This is a genomic window from Cupriavidus campinensis (genome assembly GCF_905397395.1).
Taxonomy (GTDB): domain Bacteria; phylum Pseudomonadota; class Gammaproteobacteria; order Burkholderiales; family Burkholderiaceae; genus Cupriavidus; species Cupriavidus campinensis.
Map to the genome: position 1 here is coordinate 54,131 of NZ_CAJPVH010000010.1, position 14,537 is coordinate 68,667.

Consider the following 14,537-nt stretch of genomic DNA (forward strand, 5'->3'; position numbering starts at 1 on the left):
TCGTACTATTTTTTTGCCATGACCCAAGCGCCCCACACCGACTCGCAACATCCGTTCGACCTCGCCCTGGCGCTGGAGCCAGCCGGCGCGCACCGCTTCCTGGGGCACACCAGCCAGGCCTACTGGAACATGATCGGCCCGTTCGGCGGGATGACGGCGGCCACGCTGCTCCAGGCGGCGCTGCGCCACCCGGAGCGGCTGGGCGATCCGATTGCGCTCACGGTGAATTTTGCCGGGCCGATTGCGGAAGGGCCGTTCGAGATCGAGGCGCGTCCGTCGCGGACCAACCGCTCCACCCAGCACTGGCATCTGGAGCTGCGCCAGAACGGCGAGGTGACGACCACCGGCAGCGCGGTCTTCGCCGTGCGGCGCGAGACCTGGGGCAGCGGCGAGGCCGTCATGCCCGACGTGCCGCCCGCCGACACCCTGCCCGGCATGGGCGGCTTCGCGCCGGTGCGCTGGATCGGCAGCTACGACATGCGCGCGGTGCGCGGCGCCAAGCCGTCAGCGGCCGTCGGTACCGAGCATCCGGACAGCCTGACCCAGTTCTGGCTCCGTGACGAACCGGCCCGCACGCCCGACTATGCCGCCGTGGCGGCGTGGTGCGATGCCTTCTATCCGCGCATTTTCCTCAAGCGCGCCGGCTTCGTGCCGGCCGGCACGGTGTCGATCACGACCTATTTCCATGCCGATGCGGCCACGCTGGCCGAGTTGGGCGACAGCCACGTGCTCGGCAGCGCGCGGGCGCAGGTGTTCCGCCAGGGCTTCTTCGACCAGAGCGCGCAGATCTGGAGCGCCAGCGGCGTGCTGCTGGCCTCGTCGCACCAGATCGTTTACTACAAGGAATAAGGCCGATCAGGCCGGACGCGGCACGCCCGGCTCCTTGGCCGGCTCGCGCGCCTGGGCTTCGTAGCGGTGGACCGTGCCGCGCATCGCCCAGAGCAGGGCCACGCCGGGCACGGCCGCCACCACGGTGCCGAGGTAGAAGGGCGCCCAGCCCCAGGCTTCGACCATATAGCCCGAGGTGGGCCCCACGTAGACCCGGCCAATCGATGCCAGCGCGGACAGCAGCGCGTACTGCGTGGCCGAGAACGAGCGGTTGCACAGCGTCATCAGCAGCGCCACGAAGGCCGCCGTGCCCATGCCGCCGCAGATGTTCTCGATGGCGATGGTCGCGCCCATGCTCCAGATATGGGGCGGCGTGACCGAGAGCACCCAGTAGCCGAGGTTCGACACGGCCTGCAGGATGCCGAACAGCATCAGCGACCGGTACAGCCCCAACCGCACCATCAGCGACCCGCCGAACAGCGCACCGATGATCGTTGCCGCGAGGCCCAGCGTCTTGTTGACGATGCCCACCTCGCCCGGATCGAAGCCCAGGCCCCGGATCAGGAACGTGGTGGAGAGGCTGCCGGCAAAGGCGTCGCCCAGCTTGTAGAGCACGATCAGCAGCAGCAGCCACCATGCGCCCTGGCGCCCGAAAAAGTCGCGCAGCGGGCCGACCACGGCTTCCTCCAGCGTGCGTGGCTGGCGCGCCGGCACGTCCGGCTCGGGCGCCCAGAACAGCGTCAGCAGCCCCACCGACATCAGCGCCGCCATCAGCAGGTACATGCTGGACCAGCCCAGCACGCGGTCCGCCAGGTACAGCGCCAGCCCGCCGGAGACCAGCATCGCCAGCCGGTAGCCGAGCACCTTGACTGCCGCGCCGGCGCCCCGTTCGGCCGGGCGCAGCACGTCGGTGCTGTACGCATCGAACACAATGTCCTGCGACGCCGACAGGAACGCCACCAGCGTGGCCAGCGCCGCCAGCGCCCAGAGCGCCTCGCGCGGGGGGCAGAACGCCATGGCGGCGATGCTGGCCACCAGCCCGAGTTGCGTCACCAGCAGCCAGCCGCGCCGCCGGCCCAGCAGGGGCGGGGTGTAGCGGTCCATCAGCGGCGCCCACAGAAACTTGAAGATGTACGCCTGCCCGACCAGCGAGAAGAAGCCGATGGTCTTGATGTCGAGCCCCTCCACGGTCATCCAGGCCTGGAGCGTGCCCGAGGTCAGCGCGAGCGGCAGCCCGGACGCAAAGCCCAGCGTCAGCATGGCGCCGATGCGTCGGTTGCGGAAAATGTCGAGGTAGTCTTGGAACGTCATGGATGTATTATTGCATCACCGTTTGCGTCCCCACTTACCGATTCGACGCCGTTTGTCGACCCTTATCGCGCCGAGCCCTGCCGTGACCCTGATCGCGTCGAACGAATCGCCGTTGCCACGGCGCCGCATGCCCGGGCGCCCGGGCTGGCTGGCATGGCTGGCATGGCTGGCATGGTCCTGCGCCGCGTGCGCGTGCCTGCCGGCCATCGCGCAGGAAGTGGCCGTGGTGGCCGCGCCCGACGACGGCGTGCGCGTGGAGCGCCGCTACTCCCGTGTGCGCACGATCGTGCCGATGGAAGTCATCGACCAGCAGGCCGCCCGCGAGTACGAGCAGATCAAGCAGGAAGCCATCGCCAAGCACACGCTGGCCGGCGACGACAACCCGCAGGTGAAGCGCCTGCGCGAGATCGGCATCCGGCTGCTGCCCGAGACCGTGCTGTGGAACCCGCGCGCGGGCCGCTGGGCGTGGGAGATCAACCTGATCGAATCGAAGCTGGTCAATGCGTTCTGCATGCCCGGCGGCAAGATGGCGGTCTACTCCGGCCTGCTCGACCAACTCAAGCTCACCGACGACGAAGTGGCCATGGTGATGGGCCACGAGATCGCCCACGCGCTGGAGGAGCACGCCCGGCAGCGCGCGGCGCAGTCCGAGATCTCGAATCTTGGCGCCAACGTGGTGTCCCAGCTGACCGGCTTCGGCAATCTCGGCAATTTCGATATCGGCAACAATGCCCGGCTCGTGTCGCTGCGGTTTTCGCGGCTGGAGGAAACCGAGGCGGACCTGATCGGCATGGATATCGCCGCCCGCGCCGGCTACGACCCGCGCGCTGCCGTCACGCTGTGGCGCAAGATGGGCACGGTGCTGGAGATGGGCGACGAGTTCAAGTCCACCCACCCGTCCGGCCGCAGCCGCATCGCGGTGCTGGAGGCGCACATGGCCGAGGTGATGCCGCTCTACGCCAAAGCCATGAACATGCCGATGGAGAAGCTGCCCGCCCACACCCCCAATATGGCCAACCTTGGCGGCGCCCCGGTCGATGCCGGCGATGAGGACAGCCAGCGTCCACTAAAAAAGTAACGACGGCCGACGAATCAGGTTATCGACCATTCCTGTACGATGGAAAAGTGGCGCCAGCGCCCCTGAACCCGGCGTGGGCGAGCGAGGATCTCAACCTTGATCAGGGAGAAAGACATGAGGACAGGATTGCGCTGCGGCCTGGTAGCGGCCGCGCTGGTGGCTGCGGGCGCGTCGGGCATGGCCAGCGCCGCCGACAAGTTGCTGACGATGCCGATCGACAAGGCGCTGGCCAGCGAGGCCGCCAAGGAACGCATCGACCCGAACACCAAGCTGCTGTTCGGCTTCAACAAGCTCGAAGGCGCTACGGCGCCTACCTCGTACAAGACAGTGAAGCGCGTGCGGCGCCCGGTGAGCCAGGTGCCGGATGCCCCCAGGCCGACCGATGAGCAACTGTGCCAGACGGTCTTCGTGCAGGCCGTGCAGGACCTCCAGCAACGCGCGGCCCAGGCCGGCAGCAATGCCGTGGTGGAGATCCGCAGCAACTGGAAGGACGACGAGACCGCCAGCGAGACCACCTACGTCTGCGCCAAGGGCGCGGCCTATATCGGCGTGGCGCTGAAGGCCACGCTGGTCAAGACCGGCGGCTAGGCCGGCTGGCCCCCGGAAAAACGAAAAGCCGGCGCGAAGCCGGCTTTTCTTATTGTCGCGGCGCGTCCCTGACGCGTTCGTGCCGCGTTCGTGACGCGTCAGGCGGTCAGTCCGGTCGCCTCGTCGGCGCCCACATGCACGTTCATGCACTGCACGGCCGCGCCGGCGGCGCCCTTGCCGAGGTTGTCCAGGCGCGCCACCAGGTTCAGGCGCTCGGCGTTGCCGAACACAAACAGGTCCACGCGATTGGTGTCGTTGCTGGCCTGGACGTCGAAGAAGCCGCCGTCGAGGTTGGCATCGCTATTGAACGGGTGCACGCGCACGAACTGCTCGCCCTCGTAATGCTTGCGGTAGATGTCGAGGATGGCCTCGGCATCGGCCTTGCGCGAGAGCAGCGCCGGGAACACCGGCACGGTCACGGCCAGCCCCTTCAGGAAGTTGCCGACGATGGGGTTGAAGATCGGCGCCTGGGCCAGGCCAGCCTGCACGCGCATTTCGGGCAGGTGCTTGTGCTCGAGGCCCAGCGCGTAGGGGCGCGGGCTATCGAGACGCGGATTCCCGCCTGCCTCGAACTCGGCAATCATCTTCTTGCCGCCGCCGCTGTAGCCGGTCAGCGAGAACGCCGAAACCGGGTAGTCGGCCGGCATCAGGCCCGCTTCCACCAGCGGACGCACGGCCAGCACGAAGGCGCTGGCGTGGCAGCCCGGCACCGCGATGCGCTTGCTGGCGCGCACCTTTTCGCGCTGGCCACGGGTCAGCTCGGGCAGGCCATAGGCCCACGAGTCGGTGGTGCGGAACGCCGTGCTGGCGTCGATCACGCACGTATCGGGATTGGTCACCAGCGAAACCGCCTCGCGCGAGGCCACGTCCGGCAGGCACAGAAACGAGACATCCGAGGCATTCAGAAAGCGTGCTCGCTCCTGCGGGTCCTTGCGCTTGTCATCGGCAATGCGCAGCAGCTCCACATCGGAGCGACCCGAGAGGTAGTCCAGCAGCCGGAGACCGGTGGTGCCTTCCTGACCATCGACGAACACTTTGAAAACCATGGCTGACTCACTCTGAAAATGCGAAAAGTCGCCTGCCCAACGGGGCAGCGAACCTGCATTGTAGCGAGGTTGGGGGTTGGGCGCAGGGTTTACGCGAGAGGAGCGGTTGCGATCCGACACATCCCGGGGCTTTGCAGGTAATAACCAAGTAGGTTAATTTTGCATGGAGAAATCGTCAGCGCATTACAAGCTGTCTTTGGTGAGGGCGTTGGTGGCAGAGGGGAGGGTGTGATCGAGCAACTGGTGATTGTGTCATTCAAGGTGCTGTAAAGAGCACCACCTCGAAAAAGGAGTCGGGATATGAGATGCCCGGAATGCGGAGGATCCGAACTGGTCAGGGAGCGGCGAGACATGCCCTACGACTATCGCGGCGAAACCACGGTGATCGAAGCAGTGCTGGCGGACTGGTGTCCCGCCTGCGGTGAAGGAGTTCTCGATCTCGATGAAGACGAGCGGATCGGACACTTGATGGTTGCCTTCAACAAGCAGGTCAACGCCGCCATCGTCGATCCGGCGTTCATCGTATCCGTGCGCCGCAAGCTGGAACTCGACCAGCGGGAGGCCGGCGAGATCTTCGGCGGCGGCGTCAATGCGTTCTCGCGCTATGAGACCGGCCGGACCAAGCCACCGCTGGCGCTGGTGAAGCTGCTCAAGTTGCTGGATCGCCACCCGAACCTGCTGGAGGAAATCCGCGCCATCTGAGCGCGACGGCCCCGGCATCCCGCCGGGGCGCCTGCCTCACAGCGGAAAATCGTAGTCGATCGACAGCGGGGCGTGGTCGCTGAACTTCTCGTCCTTGTAGATGGCGCAGGCGCGGGCCGTGGCGGCGATCTTGTCGGTGGTCAGGTGGTAGTCGATGCGCCAGCCGACGTTCTTCGCGTAAGCCTGGCCGCGGTTGCTCCACCAGGTGTACTGGTCCGGGCGCGGATCGAGCTGGCGGAAGACATCCACATAGCCGTGGTTGTCGAACAGTTCGCCAATCCAGGCGCGCTCCTCGGGCAGGAAACCGGAGTTCTTGAGGTTGCCCTTCCAGTTCTTGATGTCGATTTCCTTGTGGGCGATGTTGACGTCACCGCACAAAACGATCTCGCGTCCGCTGGCCTTGAGTTGCAGCAGGTGCGGCAGGAACGCTTCCATGAAGCGGAACTTGGCCTGCTGGCGTTCTTCGCTGCTGGAGCCGGACGGCACGTAGACGGAGATCACCGCAAGATGCGGATACTGCACTTCCACGTAGCGGCCCTCGGCGTCGAACTCGGGCACGCCGAAGCCGGTGACCACCCGCTCGGGCTTGTGGCGCGTGTACAGGCCCACGCCGCTGTAGCCCTTCTTCTCGGCGTAGTGGAAAAAGCCGTGGTAGCCATGTGGCGCCAGGAACGCCTCGGTCATGTCGGCTTCCTGGGCCTTCAGTTCCTGCACGCAGATCATGTCCGCGTCCTGCTTGCCCATCCACTCGAAAAAGCCCTTCTTGGCCGCGGAGCGGATGCCGTTGAGGTTGGCGCTGATAATCCGTAACATCTCGGGAAATTTTGAAATTCAGAGAGAAAAGATGACGCAGCAGACCACGCCGGACGACCTCAGCCAGACCTTTATCCGCTTCGCGCTCGATGCGGGCGTGCTGTCCTTTGGCGAGTTCGTGACCAAGGCGGGCCGCAAGTCGCCCTACTTCTTCAACGCCGGCCTGTTCAACCAGGGCGCGATGCTGGGTCAGGTGGCGCAATTCTATGCGAAAACCCTGCTCAACTCGGGCCTCGAGTTCGACGTGCTGTTCGGGCCGGCCTACAAGGGCATCACGCTGGCCTCGGCCACGGCCGTGGCGCTGGCCGGCATGGGCCGGGACGTGGGGTTTGCCTACAACCGCAAGGAAGCCAAGGACCATGGCGAAGGCGGCACGCTGGTCGGCGCCAAGCTGCAGGGCAAGGTGGTGATCATCGATGACGTGATCTCGGCCGGCACCTCCGTGCGCGAGTCGATGCAGATGATTCGCGCCGCCGGCGCGGAGCCGGCCGCCGTGCTGATCGCGCTGGACCGCATGGAAAAGAGCGGCACCGCCGACAACATCGGCACGCATTCGGCTGTGCAGGACGTGCAGCGCGAATACGGCGTGCCGGTGATCTCGATCGCCAGCCTCAAGGACCTGCTGGCCTATCTCGATGCGTCGAACGACCCCGCGCTTGGGAACTCCCGGGCGGCCGTGGCGGCCTATCGTCAGAAGTACGGCGTCTGACGCGCCGGAGGGGGCGCCATGGGGCGCCCCGGCTCAACTTCCGAGGGAGCATGGCGTGGCGGACAAGCGGCAACAGCAGGTAAAACAGGCGACCAAGCAGGCAGTCAGGCGCGAACTGGGCGATCAGGGCGCGCCCCCGCAGGATTCCGCCTCAACGGCCACAGCGGCCCGGGCGAAGCGCACACGGGCGCCCAAGCGCGCCGCAGTGAGCGATCACTGCGCCCCTGACGCTCTGCCGGGCGACGGCCCCGCCCACGAAGCCTATGCGATCCGCGCGCTGGTGCTGCAAGGCGGCGGCGCGCTCGGCGCCTACCAGGCCGGCGTCTACCAGGGTCTGGCCGAAGGCGGCATTCATCCGAACTGGATCGCGGGTATCTCGATCGGCGCGCTCAATGCGGCGGTCATCGCCGGCAACCCGCCCGAAACCCGTGTGACGCAGCTGCGCGCGTTCTGGGAATACATCTGCGCCCAGCCGTGGCTGCCCGGCCTGCCGCTGGAACTGCTGACCGAGACCGCGCCCACCTGGCCGGAGCCGATGCGGATCTGGTTCGACAGCCTCAACGCGGCCCGCGCGATGATCGAAGGCCAGCGCGGCTTCTTCACGCCGCGCGCCATCGCCGATTTCTGGGGCCGTGGCGAAGACCCGGGCCGCGCCAGCTACTACGACACCGCGCCGCTCAAGGCCACGCTGGAGCGCTTTGCCGATTTCGACCGCATCAACCATCCGAAGGAGATGCGCGTCTCGGTGGGCGCCGTGAACGTGCGCACGGGCAATTTCGCGTATTTCGACAACACGCGCGAACGGCTGCGCGCCGAGCACTTCATGGCGTCTGGCGCCCTGCCGCCGGGTTTCCCGGCCGTGGAGATCGATGGCGAGTATTACTGGGATGGCGGGCTGGTCTCGAACACGCCGCTCCAGGAAGTGCTGACTGCCCAGCCGCGCCGGGACGCCCTGATCTTCCAGGTGGACCTCTGGAGCGCGCGCGGCAAGCTGCCGCACAACCTGCTCGACGTGGCCGAGCGCCAGAAGGACATCCAGTATTCCAGCCGCACACGCGCCATCACGGACGTCATGCGCGAGCAGCAGAACTATCGCCGCATGCTGAGCGAGCTGATGGCGCTGGTGCCGGTGTCGAAGCGCAACGACCCGTGGTACCAGCGCGCCGCCGACCATGCCTGCGACGCGCGCCGCAACGTCATCCAGCTCATCTACCGCGACAAGTCGTTCGAGGGCAGCGCCAAGGACTACCAGTTCGGTGCGCTGACGATGCACGAGCACTGGGCGAGCGGGCTCGAGGATATCCGCGACACCCTCAAGCACCCGAAATGGCTGGCGATGCCCGGCCCGGAGCGGCCGTTCGTCACCCACGACGTGCATCGCGGCAACGGCGACGACTGACCCCTGGGCGTCACTCCACCCGCAGTTTCGCCAGTTCCGGCTTCGGCGGCGGGTATGCCGGCTTGAGCTGCCGGAACACGGCCGTGATGATCTCGGCCACCATCAGGTTGCGGTGGGTCTTGGAGTCGGACGGCACGATGTACCACGGGCAGTCCGGCGTGGCCGTGGCCGCGATGGCGGCTTCGTAGGCTTTCTCGTATTCCTTCCAGAACTTGCGCTCGGCCAGGTCCTGCGTGTCGAACTTCCAGTGTTTCTGTGGATCGGCGATGCGCGCCTCGAGCCGCGCCTTCTGCTCGTCCTTCGAAATATGGAGGAAGCACTTCACGATGGTCGTGCCGGTATCGGTCAGCAGGGACTCGAACGCGCGGATCTGCTTGTAGCGGCGCTCCCACTCGGCTTCGGCGATCCAGCCATGCACGCGCGTGATCAGCACGTCCTCGTAATGGCTGCGGTTGAACAGCACGATCTCGCCGACGCGCGGCACCTGTGCATGCACGCGCCACAGGTAGTCGCGCGCCAGTTCCTCGGCGGTGGGCGCCTTGAAGCTGACCACGCGGATGCCAAGCGGATCGACGCTGCGGAAGACCGAGCGCACCGTGCCGTCCTTGCCGCTGGTATCCATGCCTTGCAGGACGACCAGCACCTTGCGGCGGTGCTCGGCGTAGAAGATGTCCTGGAGCGCGTCGAGTTCTGCCGAGAGTGTCTCCAGCCGCGCCTCGTCGGCGGCCTTGTCGCCCTGCGACAGCGGTTTGCCGCCCGGGTCGAAATCGGTCAGATTGAATTTTTTACTACTGGTGATGCGGAAATCGTCCAGCGTCATGGGGTCTCCGGTGGCGTGGCCTGCGGAGCCCCCATAGTCACGCGTTCAGTGCGGCAAGGTCAATAGTGCCTTCGAACACGGTGGTCGCCGGGCCGGTCATCCGCACCGGCTGGCCCGCGCCGTCCCAGGCGATGGTCAGGTCGCCGCCATGGGTGTGGACCTTGACCGGCGAGTCCAGCAGGCCGCGCCGGATGCCGGCCACCACGGCCGCGCAGGCGCCCGTGCCGCAGGCCAGCGTCTCGCCGGCGCCGCGCTCGAACACGCGCAGCCGCACGGTGCCCCGGTCCACGATCTGCATGAAGCCGGCGTTCACCCGCTTCGGAAACGTCTGATGATGTTCGATCACCGGGCCGTCCTGGAGCACCGGGAACTGCTCGGTATCGTCCACGATCTGCACCGCGTGCGGGTTGCCCATCGACACCGGCGTGATCCACGCCGTGCGGCCGTTCACCTCGAGGCCGTAGAGTGTGTCGTCGCCCTCGCGGCGCGTCGGCAGGCCCTCGGGCAGGAACGGCACGCGTGCCGGCGTCAGCTCGGGCGCGCCCATGTCCACCGTGACCTGGCCGTCGTCCTGCAGGGTCAGCGTAATCACGCCGTTCATGACCTCCACGCGCACCGAGCGCTTGTCGGTCATGCCCTTGTCCGTGACAAAGCGCACGAAGCAGCGCGCGCCGTTGCCGCAATGCTCCACCTCGCCGCCATCGGCATTGAAGATCCGGTAGCGGAAGTCCACGTCCGGGCGCGTCGATTTCTCGACGATCAGGATCTGGTCCGCGCCCACGCCAAAGTGCCGGCTGGCGAGCGCGCGCCACTGGGCCTCGGTCAGGTCGAGCGTCTGGTGGATGCCGTCCAGCACGACGAAGTCGTTGCCGGCGCCGTGCATCTTGGTGAACTGGAGTTTCATGGCTCGGATTGTAGCTAGTAAATCTCCGCCTCGCCGGGCGGGCGATGCTTGAAGCGCTTGTGCACCCAGTAGTACTCGGTCACGCGCGGGCGGATGGCGTCCTCGAAGAAGGCGTTCATGCGGCGCGTGTCGTCGGTCACGCTATCGCCGGGGTAGTCCTCCCAGGCGGGCAGGATGTGCAGCACATAGCCCTTGTAGTCGGGCAGCATCTCGGTATAGATCGGCACTACCTTGGCGCCGGTCAGCCGCGCCAGCCGCGACACGGAGGTCAGCGTGAGCGCCTCCACGCCGAAAAACGGCACGAATTCCGAGTCGCGCTCGCCGAAGTCCATGTCGGCGATCAGTTGCAGCGCCTCGCCCTTCTTCAGGCAGCGCAGGATGTCGCGCGCGCTGTCGTTGCGCGAGATCATGTTGGCGCCAAAGCGGCCACGCGCGTGCTTCAGGAAATCGTCGAACAGCGCGTTCTTCTGCTTGGTATACAGCGAGGCCCCCGAGCGGCCCACGTGGTCGCGCAGGTGGATGGTCAGCCGGATCGCGCCGGCCTCCACGCCCGAGAGGTGCATGGTGACGAGGATATGGGGCTTGCCGTCCAGCGCCACCAGGTTGGCCTGGTCGTCGATTTGCACCCAGCGGCGCATCTGGGCCTCGCTGCCGGTCCAGAAGATGCCGCGCTCGGCAAAGCTGCGGAAGATGTGGCGGAAGGTCTCGCGCGACATCTCGTCGATCTCGGCCTCGGATTTCTCCAGGAAACAGAGCCGCAGGTTGGCGCGCACCACCTCGCGGCGACCGCTCGGAATCCGGTAGAGCAGGCCGCCCAGCCCTTCGCCGAAGCGCGCGACGAACGGATACGGCAACTTGCCCAGCACGGTCAGCAGGCCGATGCCGAGCCAGGTAAAGATTCGGCTCATTGGATGGATTCTTGGGTGGCCGCCTGCGGCTGGCTGGTCAGGTCGGGCGGCGGCGGGGCGCCGGTGGGCTGCTTGTAGCGGTTGTAGCCCCAGAGGTACTGGGTGGGCGCCATCGCAATCGACTCCTCGACCGCGCGGTTGATCTGGGCGGCGGCCGCGTCCACCTCGGCGGCCAGTACGCCGCCACAGCCCACCAGACGCATGTGGCCGACATAGCCGGCGCCCTTGGGCAGGCGCTCGGCGAACATCATGACCACCGGCGCGTTGGTCAGCCGGTGCAGGCGGTGCACCAGCGTCATCGAATAGGCCGGCTTGCCGAAGAACGGCGCCCAGGTGCCGTCTCCGGCACTTGGTACCTGGTCGGGGAGGATGCCGACGGCCTCGCCGCGCTTGAGCGCCTTGACCAGCATGCGCACCCCGCGCGGCGTGGCCGGCGCCATCGAGATGCCCGGCCGGCTGCGCATCCGTTCGATGAACTCGCGCAGCCACTGCTGGTGCGGCGGCTTGTACAGCACGGTCACGGGGCGGTGCACCGCATGGGACTGCGGCAGCACTTCAAAGCAGCCCAGGTGCGGGGTCAGGATGATGATGCCGTTGGCCTGCATCTGGAGCCGGTTCAGCGTGGGCCAGAGCGATTCGTCGAAGTTATAGAGCGTGGCGTCCAGCGTCTTGCGGCTCCAGAAGTACGGCATCTCGATGATCAGCCGGCCCGTGGCGCGCGCGGCCTCGGCCAGCATGGCGTCGGTGGCGTCCGGGTAGGCGTGGCGGAAGTTCTTGGTCAGGCGCTGGCCATAGCGGCCCGGCAGCCGCGCCACGAGCAGGCCCAGTGCGCCGCCGATGGCGTGCAGCACGCGCAGGGGCAGGAGGGAGATGAGCCAGAAGATAAAGGTCATGGGGCCAAACGTGGAAATACGGGCAAAAAAGGCTTGTCGACGGGGAATCGCGGGCGAGGCAGGCACGGTATCGTACCGGCTATACGTCCTGGCGCATCCGTGCGCGCGGTGCACTGTGCGGCGCGCCATTCCCGCGCATCGCGGCGTGCTGCAGCGCACGCGGCAGGCGCGTATAATAGCCTGTATCGCCGAGTTAACTGACAACTTGCGGGGCGATGCCGCTCTCTCCAGAGCGGTCTGAAAATACCGCTAAAGCGTCGCCGCATCGTTTCCCGAGGGTGGCACGCAATAGCCGACTCACAGCCAATATTGGCAAACCTTGGAGAAACAAGCTCGTGGCAAACGACTTCCTGTTCACTTCGGAATCTGTCTCCGAAGGCCATCCCGATAAAGTTGCCGACCAGATCTCGGACGCTGTCCTGGACGCCATCCTGGCCCAGGACAAGTACGCCCGCGTGGCGGCCGAGACGCTCTGCAACACCGGTCTGGTGGTGCTGGCCGGTGAAATCACCACCACGGCCAACGTGGACTACATCCAGGTCGCCCGCGACACCATCAAGCGCATCGGCTACGACAACACCGAGTACGGCATCGACTACAAGGGTTGTGCCGTGCTGGTGGCGTACGACAAGCAGTCGCCGGACATCGCCCAGGGCGTGGACCGCGCCTCGGACGACTACCTGAACCAGGGCGCTGGCGACCAGGGCCTGATGTTCGGCTACGCCTGCGACGAGACGCCCGAACTGATGCCGTTCCCGATCTACTACGCCCACCGCCTGGTGGAGCGCCAGTCGCAGCTGCGCCGTGACGGCCGCCTGTCCTGGCTGCGCCCGGACGCCAAGTCGCAGGTCACCGTGCGCTACGTCGACGGCCGCCCGCACAGCGTGGATACCGTGGTGCTGTCGACCCAGCACGCCCCGGACATCACCCAGGCCCAGATCCGCGAAGCCGTGATCGAGGAAATCATCAAGCCGGTGCTGCCGGCCGCGATGCTCAAGGACACCAAGTACCTGGTCAACCCGACCGGCCGCTTCGTGATTGGCGGCCCGCAGGGCGACTGCGGCCTGACCGGCCGCAAGATCATCGTCGACACCTACGGCGGCGCTTCGCCGCACGGTGGCGGCGCGTTCTCGGGCAAGGATCCGTCGAAGGTCGACCGCTCGGCCGCCTACGCCGCCCGCTACGTGGCCAAGAACGTGGTCGCCGCCGGCCTGGCGCGCCAGTGCCAGGTGCAGGTCAGCTACGCCATCGGCGTGGCCCGCCCGATCAACGTGACCGTGTACACGGAAGGCACCGGCAAGATTTCGGACGAGAAGATCGCCGAACTGGTGCAGGAGCATTTCGACCTGCGCCCGAAGGGCATCGTCCAGATGCTGGACCTGCTGCGCCCGATCTACGAGAAGAGCGCCGCCTACGGCCACTTTGGCCGCGAGGAGCCGGAGTTCTCGTGGGAAGCCACCGACAAGGCCGCTGTGCTGCGCGCCGCCGCCGGCCTGTAATCGGTCGCCCGGCAGTCAGGAACCCCGCCGGTCCTTCGGGACCCGCGGGGTTTTTTGTTATCTGGGCGCCACGTGGCACCGGGCTGGCCGCGGAGTAGAATCCGGGGCAACCGGACCTCCACGCCAACGCCATGACGACCCCGCTGAACCTGATCCGCACGCAGCCCTATACCGAATGGGCGCCCGACGTCACCCCCGAGGTGCGCGCCGACCTGCGCCGCCAGCTGGAGCAGGGCGCCGTGCTGTACTTCCCGAACCTGAATTTCCGCTTCCAGCCCGGCGAGGAGCGCTTCCTCGATGCCCGCTGGTCCGACGGCAAGTCGAAGAACATCAACCTGCGCGCCGATGACCGCGCCGTGCGCGGCGCCGTGGGCAGCGAGCAGGACCTGGCCGATCTCTACGCGCTGATCCGCCGCTATGCGGACGCCAGCGAGACGCTGATCCACACGCTCTTCCCGGAATATGTGACGCATATGACACGTGCGGGCACCTCGCTGCGGCCCAGCGAGATCGCCGGCCGTCCGGTGAGCTGGCGCAAGGACGACACCCGCCTGCACGTGGATTCGTTCCCGTCCAATCCGATGCTGGGCAAGCGCCTGCTGCGCGTGTTCCACAACATCGACCCCGCCGCGCCGCGCGTGTGGCGCGTGGGCGAGCCGTTCGCGGACTTCGCTGCCCGCTTCGTGCCGAAGACGCATGGCATGTGGCCGGGGCAGGCGTGGCTGATGAAGCAGCTTCACATCACCAAGCGCGCGCGGTCCGAGTACGACCACCGCATGCTTCAACTGCACGACCTGGCCAAGGCCGACCTGGACTACCAGAAGACCGTGCCGCAGCAGGAGTTCCACTTCCCGCCCGGCGCCACCTGGATCGTGTTCAGCGACCAACTGCTCCACGCCGCCATGCGCGGCCGGGCGATGATGGAGCAGACCATCTACCTCGACCCGGCAGCCATCAGCGACCACACCCACTCGCCCGAGGCGGTGCTGGCGCGCATGCTCGGCAAGCCGATGCTGGCGGCCTGAGCGTCCCCGAGCGT

Annotated in this window: 15 protein-coding genes; 8 read left to right on the forward strand and 7 right to left on the reverse strand. The window is 66.9% G+C overall.

Annotation, left to right across the window (positions count from 1 at the left end; translation table 11 throughout):
* Nucleotides 1-18 precede the first annotated feature (18 nt).
* Complete coding sequence (locus KHO18_RS08840; protein ID WP_144199178.1) at nucleotides 19-849, forward strand: acyl-CoA thioesterase; 831 nt, start codon at nucleotides 19-21, stop codon at nucleotides 847-849.
* Between the two features lie 6 nt (nucleotides 850-855).
* On the opposite strand, the gene KHO18_RS08845 is transcribed toward KHO18_RS08840, so the two are convergent.
* The gene (locus KHO18_RS08845) at nucleotides 856-2,139 is read right to left on the reverse strand and encodes a muropeptide transporter (protein WP_144199174.1); all 1,284 of its coding nucleotides are present in this window, start codon (nucleotides 2,137-2,139) and stop codon (nucleotides 856-858) included.
* Nucleotides 2,140-2,266: 127 nt separating this feature from the next.
* Here KHO18_RS08845 and KHO18_RS08850 point away from each other — a divergent pair, with 127 nt between their 5' ends.
* Nucleotides 2,267-3,217: a M48 family metallopeptidase gene (locus tag KHO18_RS08850; RefSeq protein ID WP_211943051.1), complete on the forward strand. Its 951-nt coding sequence runs from the start codon at nucleotides 2,267-2,269 to the stop codon at nucleotides 3,215-3,217.
* A 114-nt stretch (nucleotides 3,218-3,331) separates the two neighbouring features.
* Nucleotides 3,332-3,805 (forward strand): heavy metal-binding domain-containing protein, encoded by a 474-nt coding sequence (locus tag KHO18_RS08855; RefSeq protein ID WP_144199172.1) that lies wholly within the window; start codon nucleotides 3,332-3,334, stop codon nucleotides 3,803-3,805.
* A 98-nt stretch (nucleotides 3,806-3,903) separates the two neighbouring features.
* Here the strand turns inward: KHO18_RS08855 and argC are convergent, their stop codons facing one another.
* A complete protein-coding gene (argC, locus tag KHO18_RS08860) occupies nucleotides 3,904-4,851 on the reverse strand; it encodes an N-acetyl-gamma-glutamyl-phosphate reductase (protein ID WP_144199170.1) in 948 nt (315 codons plus the stop codon).
* Between the two features lie 300 nt (nucleotides 4,852-5,151).
* On the opposite strand from argC, the gene KHO18_RS08865 reads away from it, so the two are divergent.
* The gene (locus KHO18_RS08865) at nucleotides 5,152-5,553 is read left to right on the forward strand and encodes a type II TA system antitoxin MqsA family protein (protein WP_144199168.1); all 402 of its coding nucleotides are present in this window, start codon (nucleotides 5,152-5,154) and stop codon (nucleotides 5,551-5,553) included.
* A 36-nt stretch (nucleotides 5,554-5,589) separates the two neighbouring features.
* On the opposite strand, the gene KHO18_RS08870 is transcribed toward KHO18_RS08865, so the two are convergent.
* Entirely contained in the window at nucleotides 5,590-6,366 is a 777-nt protein-coding gene (locus KHO18_RS08870) for an exodeoxyribonuclease III (RefSeq protein WP_144199166.1), read from the reverse strand.
* Nucleotides 6,367-6,397: 31 nt separating this feature from the next.
* Here KHO18_RS08870 and pyrE point away from each other — a divergent pair, with 31 nt between their 5' ends.
* Together pyrE and KHO18_RS08880 are read left to right on the forward strand one after the other, a co-directional pair.
* Nucleotides 6,398-7,075 carry an orotate phosphoribosyltransferase gene (pyrE, locus tag KHO18_RS08875; RefSeq protein ID WP_144199164.1) on the forward strand — a complete coding sequence of 226 codons (678 nt, stop codon included), beginning with the start codon at nucleotides 6,398-6,400 and terminating at the stop codon, nucleotides 7,073-7,075.
* A gap of 115 nt (nucleotides 7,076-7,190) precedes the next feature.
* Nucleotides 7,191-8,474, forward strand: coding sequence for a DUF3734 domain-containing protein (locus tag KHO18_RS08880; RefSeq protein ID WP_186296884.1), 1,284 nt, complete (start codon nucleotides 7,191-7,193; stop codon nucleotides 8,472-8,474).
* Nucleotides 8,475-8,484: 10 nt separating this feature from the next.
* Here the strand turns inward: KHO18_RS08880 and KHO18_RS08885 are convergent, their stop codons facing one another.
* From KHO18_RS08885 to KHO18_RS08900, 4 genes are read right to left on the reverse strand one after another with little or no spacing between them, the layout of a single operon-like run.
* Nucleotides 8,485-9,294 (reverse strand): polyphosphate kinase 2 family protein, encoded by an 810-nt coding sequence (locus tag KHO18_RS08885; protein ID WP_144199160.1) that lies wholly within the window; start codon nucleotides 9,292-9,294, stop codon nucleotides 8,485-8,487.
* 37 nt (nucleotides 9,295-9,331) lie between these two features.
* On the reverse strand, nucleotides 9,332-10,198 hold the full coding sequence (dapF, locus tag KHO18_RS08890) for a diaminopimelate epimerase (protein ID WP_144199158.1): 867 nt from the start codon (nucleotides 10,196-10,198) through the stop codon (nucleotides 9,332-9,334).
* Nucleotides 10,199-10,212: 14 nt separating this feature from the next.
* Complete coding sequence (locus KHO18_RS08895) at nucleotides 10,213-11,106, reverse strand: lipid A biosynthesis lauroyl acyltransferase (RefSeq protein ID WP_211943029.1); 894 nt, start codon at nucleotides 11,104-11,106, stop codon at nucleotides 10,213-10,215.
* Nucleotides 11,103-11,999 carry a lysophospholipid acyltransferase family protein gene (locus KHO18_RS08900; protein WP_211943030.1) on the reverse strand — a complete coding sequence of 299 codons (897 nt, stop codon included), beginning with the start codon at nucleotides 11,997-11,999 and terminating at the stop codon, nucleotides 11,103-11,105. Before KHO18_RS08900 ends, KHO18_RS08895 begins: the two co-directional genes overlap by 4 nt.
* 335 nt (nucleotides 12,000-12,334) lie before the next feature.
* Here KHO18_RS08900 and metK point away from each other — a divergent pair, with 335 nt between their 5' ends.
* Nucleotides 12,335-13,498: a methionine adenosyltransferase gene (gene metK / locus KHO18_RS08905; protein ID WP_211943031.1), complete on the forward strand. Its 1,164-nt coding sequence runs from the start codon at nucleotides 12,335-12,337 to the stop codon at nucleotides 13,496-13,498.
* A 131-nt stretch (nucleotides 13,499-13,629) separates the two neighbouring features.
* A complete protein-coding gene (locus KHO18_RS08910; RefSeq protein ID WP_144199150.1) occupies nucleotides 13,630-14,523 on the forward strand; it encodes a Kdo hydroxylase family protein in 894 nt (297 codons plus the stop codon).
* The last annotated feature ends 14 nt before the right edge of the window (nucleotides 14,524-14,537 follow it).

What these genes read in the sequence shown, in the direction of transcription:
- pyrE (WP_144199164.1), top strand. Translation starts at nt 6,398, where the DNA reads ATGACGCAGCAGACCACGCCGGACGACCTCAGCCAGACCTTTATCCGC.
- KHO18_RS08885 (WP_144199160.1), bottom strand. Translation starts at nt 9,294, where the DNA reads ATGACGCTGGACGATTTCCGCATCACCAGTAGTAAAAAATTCAATCTG.
- KHO18_RS08900 (WP_211943030.1), bottom strand. Translation starts at nt 11,999, where the DNA reads ATGACCTTTATCTTCTGGCTCATCTCCCTCCTGCCCCTGCGCGTGCTG.
- KHO18_RS08845 (WP_144199174.1), bottom strand. Translation starts at nt 2,139, where the DNA reads ATGACGTTCCAAGACTACCTCGACATTTTCCGCAACCGACGCATCGGC.
- KHO18_RS08855 (WP_144199172.1), top strand. Translation starts at nt 3,332, where the DNA reads ATGAGGACAGGATTGCGCTGCGGCCTGGTAGCGGCCGCGCTGGTGGCT.
- KHO18_RS08840 (WP_144199178.1), top strand. Translation starts at nt 19, where the DNA reads ATGACCCAAGCGCCCCACACCGACTCGCAACATCCGTTCGACCTCGCC.
- KHO18_RS08895 (WP_211943029.1), bottom strand. Translation starts at nt 11,106, where the DNA reads ATGAGCCGAATCTTTACCTGGCTCGGCATCGGCCTGCTGACCGTGCTG.
- dapF (WP_144199158.1), bottom strand. Translation starts at nt 10,198, where the DNA reads ATGAAACTCCAGTTCACCAAGATGCACGGCGCCGGCAACGACTTCGTC.
- KHO18_RS08910 (WP_144199150.1), top strand. Translation starts at nt 13,630, where the DNA reads ATGACGACCCCGCTGAACCTGATCCGCACGCAGCCCTATACCGAATGG.
- KHO18_RS08850 (WP_211943051.1), top strand. Translation starts at nt 2,267, where the DNA reads ATGCCCGGGCGCCCGGGCTGGCTGGCATGGCTGGCATGGCTGGCATGG.
- KHO18_RS08870 (WP_144199166.1), bottom strand. Translation starts at nt 6,366, where the DNA reads ATGTTACGGATTATCAGCGCCAACCTCAACGGCATCCGCTCCGCGGCC.
- KHO18_RS08865 (WP_144199168.1), top strand. Translation starts at nt 5,152, where the DNA reads ATGAGATGCCCGGAATGCGGAGGATCCGAACTGGTCAGGGAGCGGCGA.
- argC (WP_144199170.1), bottom strand. Translation starts at nt 4,851, where the DNA reads ATGGTTTTCAAAGTGTTCGTCGATGGTCAGGAAGGCACCACCGGTCTC.